General features: G+C 61.3%; 7 protein-coding genes. 1 reads left to right on the plus strand and 6 read right to left on the minus strand.

All coding sequences use genetic code 11. The features are described 5' to 3' along the window. Positions 1-97: 97 nt before the first annotated feature. Positions 98-1198: a glycine-betaine demethylase subunit GbcB gene (gene gbcB, locus AC3A5O_RS26395; RefSeq protein WP_122566620.1), complete on the minus strand. Its 1101-nt coding sequence runs from the start codon at positions 1196-1198 to the stop codon at positions 98-100. A gap of 284 nt (positions 1199-1482) precedes the next feature. On the opposite strand from gbcB, the gene gbcA reads away from it, so the two are divergent. Beyond that, positions 1483-2775, plus strand: a complete 1293-nt coding sequence (gene gbcA / locus AC3A5O_RS26400) for a glycine-betaine demethylase subunit GbcA (protein WP_122566619.1) — start codon at positions 1483-1485, stop codon at positions 2773-2775. 103 nt (positions 2776-2878) lie between these two features. Here the strand turns inward: gbcA and AC3A5O_RS26405 are convergent, their stop codons facing one another. The 5 genes from AC3A5O_RS26405 to etfB all read right to left on the minus strand — a co-directional run bounded on the left by AC3A5O_RS26405 (position 2879) and on the right by etfB (position 12403). After that, positions 2879-4123 carry a metallophosphoesterase gene (locus AC3A5O_RS26405; RefSeq protein ID WP_122566618.1) on the minus strand — a complete coding sequence of 415 codons (1245 nt, stop codon included), beginning with the start codon at positions 4121-4123 and terminating at the stop codon, positions 2879-2881. 27 nt (positions 4124-4150) lie between these two features. After that, complete coding sequence (locus AC3A5O_RS26410) at positions 4151-6019, minus strand: c-type cytochrome (RefSeq protein WP_487753928.1); 1869 nt, start codon at positions 6017-6019, stop codon at positions 4151-4153. Between the two features lie 165 nt (positions 6020-6184). After that, positions 6185-9637: a GMC oxidoreductase gene (locus AC3A5O_RS26415; RefSeq protein ID WP_487753929.1), complete on the minus strand. Its 3453-nt coding sequence runs from the start codon at positions 9635-9637 to the stop codon at positions 6185-6187. Between the two features lie 1155 nt (positions 9638-10792). After that, on the minus strand, positions 10793-11359 hold the full coding sequence (locus tag AC3A5O_RS26420) for an N-acetyltransferase family protein (protein ID WP_487753930.1): 567 nt from the start codon (positions 11357-11359) through the stop codon (positions 10793-10795). A gap of 273 nt (positions 11360-11632) precedes the next feature. Further along, complete coding sequence (etfB, locus tag AC3A5O_RS26425) at positions 11633-12403, minus strand: electron transfer flavoprotein subunit beta (RefSeq protein WP_122566614.1); 771 nt, start codon at positions 12401-12403, stop codon at positions 11633-11635. Positions 12404-12413: the final 10 nt, after the last annotated feature.

Consider the following 12413-nt stretch of genomic DNA (forward strand, 5'->3'; position numbering starts at 1 on the left):
ATCGCGAGCAAGCTTTGCTCCCACAGCTTGCTCCCACAGCTTGCTCCTACAGGTCTTGATCTCACAGGAGGTGCTCACCACTACGCGGATGGGCAGGTCAGAAATCGATCCGCACATCCCCCTTCGGCACGCTGCAGCACGACAGGATGTAACCCTCGGCCTCGTCGTCTTCAGTGATCCCGCCGTTGTGCTCCATCTCCACTTCCCCGCCCAGCTTCAGCACCTTGCAAGTGCCGCAGATACCCATGCCGCAGGCCTTGGGGATCATCATGCCGAGTTTGGCAGCGGCGGCGTGTACGGTTTCGCCCGGCCCCACGCGGATGCTCTTGCCCGAAGAGGTGAATTCCACCAAGTGCAGGTCCGCAGCATCGACTTCCGGCGCGTCGGCCGCCTGTTCGGCCTGTTCCACGGCGTCGGCGCGGGCTTCCGGTGGCGTGGCGCCGAAGGATTCCTCGTGATAACGCTTCATGTCGAAGCCAGCGGTTTCCAGCAGACGCTTGACCGCGTTCATGTACGGCGTCGGGCCGCAGCAGAACACCTCGCGCTCCAGGAAATCCGGCGCCATCAGCTCGAGCATCTTGTGATTCAGGTAGCCGCGATAACCGGCCCAGGGTTCGCCAAGACCGTGCTTTTCGCAGATCAGGTGCAAACTGAAGTTGTCGATCCGCGACGCCATGTGCTCCAGCTCGCGGTGATAGATGATGTCCTTGGGCGAGCGGGCGCTGTGGATGAAGGTCATGTCGACATTGGCGTTGGTGTCGTAGTACCAGCGCGCCATGGACATCACCGGGGTAATGCCGACGCCGCCGCTGAGGTAGAGCACCTTGGGGCTGGAGAAGTCGATGGCGTTGAACAACCCCACCGGCCCGTGCACCGCCAGCTCCTGACCTTCGTGCAGGGTGTCATGCAACCAGTTGGACACTTTGCCCCCCGGCACGCGCTTGATGGTTACCGAGAAACTGTAGGGCACCGACGGCGAGCTGGAGATGGTGTAGGAGCGCATGATCGGCTGGCCTTCGATTTCCAGCTCCAGGGTGACGAATTGCCCCGGCTTGAAAAAGAACATGATCGGCTGGTCGGCCATGAAGCAGAAGGTGCGCACATCCCAGGTTTCCTGGATGACTTTGACGCAACGTACGATATGTCGGCCATTGGCCCAGGTCTGGGTGGTGACCGGGTTCAGGAAGTTATTGGACATGCTGATCTCCACGGCCGACTGTCGGCCTTCATGATGGCGATTGTGCGCAGGCGCCTGGGTGACCATTTACCTATCTGCGACATTCACATACTTATCGCGACCAGCCCTTAACTACCGGGGCTTGCGCGTCGGGAACAGATTGGGCCATGTCGCCCATGGATAAGGTTCGGCCCCTGCGCGGCCCCACACTCGCCCCAACAGATAAACAAAGTTTTCTGCCTTGCGTAGCACAACCGATTAGTCATTTTCACCGGCTCCGCTTAGAGGGCCACGAGGATAAAACGATGGACACCACTACCCTGAGCCTGGGCGATCCGCTGGAACCCGCACGCAAGGCCACCGCGCAAATGCTGCAAGAGCGCGAGCGCACCTTTTCGCTGCCACAACCGTTCTACAGCGATGAGCGCCTGTTCGATATCGACATGCAGGAAATCTTCCAGAAAGAATGGTTGATCGCCGGCATGACTTGCGAAATCCCGGCCAAGGGCAACTACCTGACCCTGCAAGTCGGCAAGAACCCGATCATCGTGATTCGCGGCGCCGACGGCGTGGTCCACGCTTTCCACAACGTCTGCCGTCACCGTGGCTCGCGGCTGTGCACCAGTGAAAAGGGCAAAGTCGCCAAACTGGTCTGCCATTACCACCAGTGGACCTACGAACTGGACGGTCGCCTGCTGTTCGCCGGCACCGAGATGGGCGCCGACTTCGACATGAAGCAGTACGGCCTCAAGCCTGTGAACGTAAAGACCGCTGGCGGCTACATTTTCATCAGCCTGGCCGAAAACCCGCCGGCCATTGATGACTTCCTGTCGACGCTGAACCATTACATGGAACCGTACGACATGGAGAACACCAAGGTGGCGGTGCAAACCACCTTGATGGAAAAAGCCAACTGGAAACTGGTACTGGAAAACAACCGCGAGTGCTACCACTGCAACGCCTCGCACCCTGAATTGCTCAAGACCCTGCTGGAATGGGACGACGTCACCGACCCGCGGGCCGACCAGGCCTTCAAGGACCACGTGGCCGCTTCTGCCGCCGCCTGGGACGCCGAGAAGATCCCTTACGCCCACGCCAGCTTCGGCCTGCGTAACCGTATCGTGCGCATGCCGCTGCTCAAGGGCACCGTGTCGATGACCATGGACGGCAAGCAAGGCTGCGCCAAGCTGATGGGTCGCATCAAGAACCCGGACCTGGGCTCGATGCGCATCCTGCACCTGCCGCACTCGTGGAACCACTGCATGGGCGACCACATCATCGTGTTCACCGTGTGGCCAATCAGCGCCCAGGAAACCATGGTCACCACCAAGTGGCTGGTGCACAAGGACGCGGTCGAAGGCGTGGACTACGACGTGGCGCGCATGCGGGAAGTCTGGGACGCCACCAACGACCAGGACCGTCGCCTGGCCGAAGAGAACCAGCGCGGCATCAACTCCACCGCCTACCAGCCTGGCCCATACTCCAAGACCTATGAGTTCGGCGTGGTGAACTTCGTGGATTGGTACAGCGAGCGCATGCTCAACAACCTGGGGGCGGAACCTGCGCCGTACCTCAAGGGCGTTCCGGTCCAGGGCTAAGTCAAAAGCATCGCGAGCAAGCTCGCTCCCACAGGGGTTCTGTGTCGTTCACAAAACCTGTGGGAGCGAGCTTGCTCGCGATAGCGGTCTCCCGTTCACCCGATTACTGTGAAGACCACCGCACCGAACCATCCTCCCCATAAAACGTCTCGACAATCTCCTCCCCCTTCAGCCGCACCTTCACATACCCGTTCAACACCCGCTGCGGATACGCCTCGTCCCCCGCCAACTGAGTCTCCGACCACAGCACCCGGGCATGCCCGTTCAGCTCGCTGGTGGTGCCGTAAGGGATCGCTCCATGTCCGGCACAGCGCGCGTGCAACCCGCCTTGGGGCGCGTAGCAGATGCCGTTGTGCAAATGCCCCCAATACCAGTAATCCGGCTCGCGCCCCAGGGCATCGCACACCGGTTGGTAAAGCGCAGTCTTGTTGTGCCCGGAAATATCGAAGCCCTGGTGATGACTGAGCACCATCAGTTTCTTGCGCTTGGGCAGGGTTTTCATCCACTCGATCTGCTGGGTGTTGAGGGTACCGTCCATGTACAGGTTCATCGCGTCCGAGGCGTAGGCGCTGTCCAGGCCGACCACCAGCCAGTCGTCGTTGTACAAGGCAAAGTAGCTGGTGCCTTGCTGCACCGGGAAACGCTTGGACAGTTCCTTGAAATAGCCGTGGGCCCCGCTGTACATCTCGTGGTTGGAATTGAGGGTGAACGAGCCGTGCTTGCCTTGGGGCCAGCCGACCATGTCGACGTCTTCCTGGGAATGGGTGCCGGCGTAATACACATCGCCCAGGTGGATGGTGAAATCGGCCAGGGCCAATTGCATCTGGTTGGCCACCGCCACCGCCGGCGCGTGGCTGTCGAACGGCCCGGTGCCCCAGTCGCCAGCGATGGCCAGCACCACGTCGCTGTCCATTTTCACCAGCGCCGGGTTGGTGGCGAACGGCGCGTGATGGCGCAGGTTCTCGATCCACTTGAGCAACGCCTCGCTCCACAGCAGGTCCAGCAGTTCCCACTTGCGACAGCCGAGCAAGGTGCCGTCCTTGAGCACCCGGGTCGGCAGTTCGTCCTCGCTTTGCGGCAAGGGCGTGGCATTGCCGATCTTGAGGATCGACAAGCCGTGGGACAACTCCCAGGGCACGGCCGGTTCGTCGTCCGGCAGGTCGCCATGTTCGATGACGTGCCGGGCCTGGTCGTGGCCTCGCTGCAGCAGCTTGACGATGGCCTGGAACTCCTCGGGTTCCAGGTCGTTGACGAGTTTTTTCCAGGACATTTCCAGACGCGTGACCAACCCGTGCAGGCGGACCTTGACCTTGTCGAACTCATGTTCCCAATGGTGCAGTAATGACATGTGAACGCTCCTTCGTTGTGCCCTGGGCTACAGGGTCTTCATGAATTCGATCAGGGCCCGTTTGTCGACGTCCGACAGCTGCGTGCCATACAGGTGGCCGCCGTTGTGGTTGCCTTCCAGGCGGGTGTCGTATTTGAAATCCGCCGACGCCTTCATTTGCGCGCCGCTGGTGATAAAGCCGACCTTCTCCTGGTCGTAGATGTCGGAGCCGGTGTAGAACACCTGCGGCCGCTGTTCCGGCGCTTGCAGCAAATCCCACAGGGTCGGCACCGAACCGTTGTGCAGGTACGGCGCCCGCAGCCAGATGCCGTCGGTGGGGGTGTTGCTGTAGCTCTGGGTCTTGCGGTAGGCGCCAAAGTCGAACGGCGGTTTCTTGAAGCCGTGGAACGCCGCCACCAGGCCGGTGGTGAAGGAGTTCAGGCGATGGGGATCGGTGCCCAACTGGTCGATGTTGGTGGTGACCTGTCCGGTGTCGCTGCGGCCGAAATCATGGCAGCCAGCGCAGTTTTTCTCCCAGATCGGTTTGCCTTGGGCGACTTTCCCTTGGTCCAGGGCGAACGGCCAGGCCGGGGCCTTGTGGCCCAACAGCCAGTTGGTCACCCGGTTGAAACTCGGTGGCAGCACCGATTCCGGCGTCGCGCCCACGGCCATGGCCGCTGCGTAATTACGCTCGTGGATCTTGTTGTTATTGCCATCCCAATGCAGGTACATGGACTCACGGGGTTTCTGGTTCCAGACCTGTGGCAGATCCACGGTGCCGATGGTGGAGTCATCCGGGAAGCCGAACACCACCATTTTGGTCGGGTTGAAGGTGTCGGTCCGCCCTGGCCCCTGGGCCGGACGCAACTTCTGCCAAGCGTAGGCCTGCTTCTGCTTGAGCAACGCACTCTTGGCCATCGGGATGATCAGGTAACGGTTGTACAGTTTCTCGAAAAAGCCCAGCTGGAACTTGCCATTGATCGCCGCCATCACCGCATCGGGGGTGAATTTCGGGTCGCTGGCACATTCGTAGGCGAACCATTGGAAGGCCTGCAGTTGCAGGGTATTGGCCGGCGCGGAAGCGACCGGCACCGCGACGTCAGTGGCATTGGCCCGGTAGGAGCCGGTGTGGCACAGGGCGCAGTTGGGCTCCACGGTGGGGTAGCCGAGTTGCCGCTTGGCCATGCCGATAGGCAGGTCGTTGCCGTTTTCATAGAGGAACCCGAACACTTCGTAGCCGCCCGGCTTGGGCAGTTTTTCCGGGCACATCTGCGGCAGCACGGCGAACAGGTAGTAGGGAATCCGCGCCTCGATGCCCAGGCCGATGGCGGCGTATTTGTAATGGTCTTCGTCGGAGGCGAAGTCCGGTTGCGGCACCTCTCGGATCATCTGGTACCAGGTCTGGTAGCCGATGAAACCCAGCAGCAATACCACCACCAACATGCCGACCTTGAACCCGTGGCTCTGCCAGCGCAGCGCCCAGCCGGCGCGCCATTCCCGCCAACCGGCGCAAAGCAAGGCCAGCGGACGATTGGCCACCGGGCTGCCCAGGTACAGCAGCACGCCCAGGATCAGGAACATGCTCAGGTCGCCCATCAACATCGGTTTGAATAATTGGCCCTGGTTGTTGGTGTTGATCAAGTAGATCCAGAACACCACCGCCACCAGCCGCGACAGCACGCACAACCACGAATGCACCACGAAACGCGGCGCGTTGAACCCCGAAGGCATGTAGAACAGGCTGATCCCCACCAGCAACATGCCGGCGTTCTCCAGCCAGGGATCGGACAATACGGGGGGCAGGCCGATCATGGACGTCAGCAATGCCGGCGCGAACAGCGCCGGGATCGCGAAGAACATGTTCATGACAATCCCGACCCAGATGATGCGTTGGAACCAGCGGATGTAAGTATTCATGGGCATCCTTTTTCCTTATTCCCGACTCACGAGATGCAGCGCTCTGGTGATCGCCATCGCGAGCAAGCTCGCTCCCACACTGGATGTGTGGCGTGCACGAATTCAGCGGCACATAGCCCCCTGTGGGAGCGAGCTTGCTCGCGATGCAGGCGACTCGGTCTTGCGTCAACCGAGCGCGGTCTTCTCCAAGTGCTCAAGGATGATCGGATACACATCCACCACCGCGTCCTTGCCGAACATGCAGTCGATGTGGCCGTACCCCGGCACTTCGTGGCGGCTGAACAACTGCGGGCCGTGCATCTCGCACAGTCGCTCGTAGGTCTTGAGGGTGCTTTGCGGCAGGTAGCACTGGTTGTCGGCGCCGCTGATGAAGCAGATCGGCAACTTCAATCGATCGAAATGCGGCATGTAGACGTCGTTGCCCTTGAAGTCCACCAGGTGCCCCTTGCGCACGATCAGCGCCAGGTGCTCGAAGGTCTGGATGTTCGACTCGCCGAACAACTCATGCAGGTTGTCGTGCAGGGTTTCGTTGAGGGTGTCGTGGCGATACAGCGAGGCGTACATGAACGTGATGCGATGGCAGACCGGGTTGGTGCAATAGCCCTGAGCCTCGATCCGGGCATAGCCGTTGAGGGCCTTATCGTAAAGTTTGTTGAACCAGCTTTCCTTGGTGTCGGCGTAGGCCGTGAGGGACTTGATGCCGATAGCATCGAGCATCCCCGGCAAGTGCAAACCGGCCTTCAGCCCGGTGGCGGTGGCAACCACCGTGTCGGCGGCGATCTGCGAGCAGACCACCGAGCGCACCCCTTGCAAGCCCGCCAGCATCGACATGAAGAAGGTCGTCGCGCCATAGCAATGCACCACGCATTGCACGTCACGGGCCAGGGTCGCCTGTTGGATCTGCTCGATGGCGGCCTTGAAATCGTACTGGGCCACCTGGTCGCCGTTCCATTCGTTCTTGCTGGCCGGCAGCAGAATGCTCACGCGCAAATCCAGCAGCCAGACGTCGTATTCGTGCTTGCAGAGGTATTCCAGCAGGTTGGTGTGGATGGTGTCGGTGGAGAAAATGTTCGAGCCCACGCCCAGGCCATGGACCAACATCACCGGGCCTTTGGTACCGGCCTGGTAACGGGTCAGGCGCAGCTCGACGTTGTCGTCGGTCGGGAAGAAATGCACCACCGGCGCCGGTGCATCCAGCGGCCGTTTCAGTCGGGGCGGCGCGTCCGGGTTGAAATAGACATCGCCGGCGAAGACACCGCCGTAGCTCTCCCACAGGATCCCGGCAAAGAATTTTCCGAACCGCGCCAATGCCTCCACGCGCTCACGCTCGTTGCGGGCGTTGAGCACTTTCATGGTGGTCATCTGCTTGGCGAAATCGGCCGGCAGGATGTGCATCACCCCGGAGCCGATCACCGCGCCGGTCTTGTCCGGCCCGCGATAGAGCGTGACGTACAGGGTGCTGGTGTCGTGCCAGACGTTCAGCACGCCGTTGTCCTCGGGCACGGTCTTGAAGGCACTGAAGTAATAGTCACTGCCATCTTCGGCGGTCAGCTTCATGTCGTAGTTCATGTGCCGCACGCCGACCTGCTCCTGGTATTGCTCGAACAGGTTGAACACCCCATTGCTGGCGACCAGCGGCTGCGGCGAGAGCAGCGGTGCATCGAGGGTGCCCACCAGGGTCGCGGCGTGTTCCGGCTCCTTGATCAAGCGGTTGAGGTCGGCGGCGGTGATGGTCAGGGTGAATTCGATGGGCGAGTTGTCGGCCTTGCCCCGCCTGGCCGCCGCTTCGTACAGGCTCAGATCGGTGCCCTGGGCCTGGGTGAAGGCCGTGGAGAAGTAGCCTTTCATGGTTTCGGTGAATTGCACGCCGAGGGTCGGCGGCGCCACCGCTTTGCGCGGGGCCGAGGGCAGCGTGTAGTCGATGATCCAGCCACGGTCGGCCGCCAGCAGCCCCATGTTGCGCTCGCTCACCGCCGAAATGGTCAGCAGCGGATTGACCGCCAGGGACGTGGGGATCACCGCACCGTCGGTCACGTACAGGCCCGGGTAGACATCGGTGCCGCTGGCGCCGCTGAACACCTGCCCCTTGTGGTTGACCACCCCTTGCGTCGCGTCTTCGCCCATCACGCAACCGCCCAGGGGATGGACCGAGACGATGCTGTGTTTGAGCAGCTTGGTCCAGATCGGGTTCTCGACCCAGATTCCGCCCAGGGCCTTGGTGCTCTGGTGCAGCCGTTCGTTGCCGAGGGTGACGTTCTCCTGTTCGCCGACGCCAGGCCAGTCGATGCGCAACTGGTCCTTGTTGTCGAGCAGCATGCGGCCCTTGGCGTTGTCATGGCTCATGATCAAGTAGGTCTGCATGTTGTGCAGCGCGCCGTAATACGGCCCGCGCAGAAAGCTCTCGGCTTCGCGACCCTTGTACTTGAGGCTGGCCCCGAAGCCGGTGTCGGTGGGCACGCCAATCATTTCGGCAAACGCCGCCATGCTCGGCACCATGGCACGGCCGAGGGCGCCGGGAATCGAACCTTCCTCGATGACCATGCGGCTGCGCCAGTCGCCTTCGGTGCGCATGTCGATGATCGAGGTGATGCACGGCCCCACCGGTTCCAGCTCCTTGGCCGAATGGGCACCAAAGCCGATGCCGTTGATGACCTGGTCACAGTTGTGGCCGAAGCCGAGGATGTCGCCATTGCCGCTCATGTGCTCGCCCAACTGGTTGGACATGGACAAGCCCTTGGCCCGCGAGCGCAACATGATTTCGGTGGAGCCCAGGGTGCCGGCGGACACCACCACGATATCGGCCCGCACGAACAACGTGGGCGCCGAGAACAGCTCGCGGCCGCTGTCCAGGTATTGGAAGTGCACGATCCAGCCGTCGCCGTCGCGCTCCAGGTGCCGTACCTCGGCCTGGCAGAAAATCTCCGCGCCGTGGTTCCAGGCATCCGGCAGGTAGTTCATCAGCGTGGTGTTCTTGGCCTTGTTGTTACAGCCCGAGACGCAATCGCCGCAGCCGTTGCAGGGCAACTGTTCGACGCCGACGTGGTTGAGGTTGTTGGGCAACTTGTCGAAGGTCACGTTGATCGGCGGCTTGTAGAAATGCGCGCCTTGCTTGAGGTAATCGGCTGACTTCTTATGGGCGTCGAGCTTGGGCAGGTTCGGCTCCGACGCCGGATAGGGGTTGGGCTTGAGCATCTCCCGGGCCCGGGCGTAGCCGTCCTTGAGCAACGTGTCCTGGTGGTCCCGTACCGCCTGCGGCCAACGCAGGTCCTCGAACACGCCAGGCTCAGGCTCCAGCGCAACGTTGGCATTGATCAGCGACGTACCGCCCAGGCCACAACCGACCACCACGTTCTGCTGGGCGTTGACGTGCAGGTCGAACAGGCCGGTGCGCGAACCAATGTGACCGTCGGGATCATGGACTTGCAGTTCTTCGGTGGCCGCCAGCAGGGTGTTGGGGTATTCGCCGGGCTGCATTTCCCGGCCACGCTCCAGCAGGCACACCTTGCGTCCGGCCCGGGACAGGCGCGAGGCAGCAATGCCGCCACCGTAGCCGGAACCGATGACGATCACGTCGTAGTGTTCCTGGATATCACTGATGGGGGTTGAGATCCGTGTCATGTTCAAGTCCTCTCAGGCAGAAGGGGCAACTCTGCGGTTGCCTGCAAATCGATAGGCGCACGAACGCCTGGCTACTGTCCCATGCAGGGGCCAGCGGCAGTCAGCGGTGCTACAGGGGGAAAAACCGGATGCTATAGACGCGCACGCTGATTGGCGGCGCGACGATGGATGCGTTTGTGCAGCGAAGTGGGCGGTGCCGGGACGCAGGTCAGTGGGGGAAGCGGGTGCGTGCGGGGGGGCTGGCTATCCATCATGTGTTCTCCCTGAACCTGATGTGGATAAAGTGGCAATGTCCTTGTGCCATGGAAGTGAAGACAGCCGACAGACCTGCGTCAAGGTGGTTCCTTAGAACTGTATGAAATTTGATCTATCGCGATTTGCGCTATGCCGGCCGTGGCTTGCAGCGTTTGGCGAACAAGTTATCCACATGACCACCCACAGCAAATGGGGACAAGTGTGCGTAGGTTGGGCATTTTTTCTACGGCAAAGTGAATAAAAACCGTGACTTATGGACAACCGCGGTTTTCCTGGCTTATTGGTTGTTTTTTGACCAGAGCTCTGTATGCCCCGAAATTCCTCGGCTGTGGCGGTGAGCGAACACCTTATCCACAGAAGCGCCAACAGTGTTTGGGGGTAATTTTGACGATTCTGTGGAAAACTGTCGCAACGGCTGGTAAATCGGGGTTTTGGTGGGATTTTTCGGGGAAAACCGATCATTCGATCATTTAATGATCAATTCTCTAAACGCCCCGGCCCGTCTGGCTTACAGCGTTGAGCGAACATCTTATCCACAGAAGCGCCAACAGAGATTGGGGGCAAGTTTCAGCTGGAAGGGGTCGTTACTCACAAACAAAAGCCAATAAAAACCGTAACTTAGACTGGCTACTTTTTGATCGAAGGCCTGGAGCGCCTGGTTTGCATGGGGTGCAGCGAGGGGCGAACAGGTTATCCACAGAGGCGCGCACAGGGATTGTGGGTAAACCGAACCTCCCACAATGACTGGGCTTGGCAGGAGCCCCAGGGGCTCCACCAATCCCCTGTGGGAGCGAGCTTGCTCGCGATGAGGGACTGGCAGTCGCCTTCATCGTTAACTGACAGACCGCTATCGCGAGCAAGCTCGCTCCCACAGGGTTTCTGGTGAAGCCGCCATGGCGATCAAGGCCGATGCATGAGGTACGCCTCCCCCGTCACCCGAATCAGTGGATGCGGGACAACCTGGCAGGTTTTGACGATGCCAAAGCCATGGCGTTCATAAAAACGCCGGGCGCCGGTATTCGCGGCGTAATCGATCAGGCTCAAGCCATTGAGCGCCAGCTGATCGGCACGCTGTTGCGCCAGCTCGAGAAAGCGCACGCCGAGCCCCTTGTTACGCCAGCCTTCATGCAGGGCCAGGCTTGAGATATAGAGGGTGTCGGGCACTTCCATGTCGGCGTAGGGCGCCAGGACCGGATCGGTCACCGGCGCCGCCAGCGGATCCTCGCGGGTCACATAACAGTGCATCATGCCGATGACCTGGCCATTGGCATAGGCGACAAGGCAGTTCTGGTAGGAAAAATCGACGTTCTCTCGAGCATAACGAGCAGCCCCCACGTCCAGAAGGTCCTGCCCTGGCTCTGCCAATTGGCTCCAGATGTAATCCGACGCGCCCTCTGAGGAAATCCGGAACAGACGGGCGATCTCCCGTGCATCCGTGGGCAAGGCCGGGCGAAATTCAACTTCCATCGATGGGCTCCATTTGGCTGACAGCGGTCGTTTTTTAAGCGCAGGCCTGGACGACCCGGTTGGCGCCGTGTGCGACGAGTGTCGAACAGGTTATCCACAGAGAGGCCCACAGGGATTGTGGGTAACACGCATCTCCTCAGGAGCTAGCCTTGTGGGAGCAAAGCTTGCTCGCGATCCAGGCGCCTCGGTACCTAAGAGACCGAGGCGTTTTCATCGCGAGCTAGCTTTGCTCCCACAGGCTCGCTCCCAAGGGGTCATGCGGTGAGTCCGGGCTCAGCGAACCACCCCTTCCTCCACCAACAACTTGAGGATCGCCTCGGCGCCCGCCTCCGGGCTCACGCCCTTGAGCACTTGCCCGCCTCCGCCGCTGGCCTTGGCCGTGGCGGCTTTCATGCGGTCGGCGCCGCTCTTGGCCTTGATCACTTTCAGGCGCTTGGGGCGTGGTTTGGCCGGTTGCAGGGTCGCCACCGCCAGCAAGGTGTCGTCGATCACTTCGACTTCCTCGGCATGCAGCGCCCCGCGCCGAGCCGGGCCGTAGGCGCTTTGTCGAGGTTTTGGCGCAGCGTTATCCACAGTGGCCAGGAACGGCAGGCGCACTTTGAGACGGCGCCGTTGGCCGCGGGGCAAGGCTTGCAGCACCAGGGCCACGCCGTTGTCGATGGACTCGACCTGGGCCAACCCCACCACCAACGGCCAACCGAGGTTTTCCGCCAGCAAAAAGGGCAGCATGCCCGAGCCTTCACCGGTTTCCGCCTGGCTGCCGGTGAGCACCACTTGGGCGCCAGCGTCCCGCAGGTAATCGGTCAGGGCTGGCAGGGCATCGGCCCCGTCGGGATTTTCCAGGACGTGGAGTTCGTCCAGGCCCATGCCCAGGTAGGCGCGCAGCGCCGGTTCGGCCACGTCGCCGGCGTGCAGCACTTGCAGGTCGTTGCCGGCCAGTTGCAGGCCCAGTTCCACGGCCCGGGCGTCCTGTTCGGCGCGCCGGGGCCGACCGGAAGTGGGGTGGGCGCCGATGGACACGAGGCTGATCACTTGGGTACTCATCAACTTATCC

It is taken from the genome of Pseudomonas sp. Soil_N_39, assembly GCF_057655955.1.

What these genes read in the sequence shown, in the direction of transcription:
- gbcB (WP_122566620.1), bottom strand. Translation starts at nt 1,198, where the DNA reads ATGTCCAATAACTTCCTGAACCCGGTCACCACCCAGACCTGGGCCAAT.
- gbcA (WP_122566619.1), top strand. Translation starts at nt 1,483, where the DNA reads ATGGACACCACTACCCTGAGCCTGGGCGATCCGCTGGAACCCGCACGC.
- AC3A5O_RS26410 (WP_487753928.1), bottom strand. Translation starts at nt 6,019, where the DNA reads ATGAATACTTACATCCGCTGGTTCCAACGCATCATCTGGGTCGGGATT.
- etfB (WP_122566614.1), bottom strand. Translation starts at nt 12,403, where the DNA reads ATGAGTACCCAAGTGATCAGCCTCGTGTCCATCGGCGCCCACCCCACT.
- AC3A5O_RS26405 (WP_122566618.1), bottom strand. Translation starts at nt 4,123, where the DNA reads ATGTCATTACTGCACCATTGGGAACATGAGTTCGACAAGGTCAAGGTC.
- AC3A5O_RS26415 (WP_487753929.1), bottom strand. Translation starts at nt 9,637, where the DNA reads ATGACACGGATCTCAACCCCCATCAGTGATATCCAGGAACACTACGAC.
- AC3A5O_RS26420 (WP_487753930.1), bottom strand. Translation starts at nt 11,359, where the DNA reads ATGGAAGTTGAATTTCGCCCGGCCTTGCCCACGGATGCACGGGAGATC.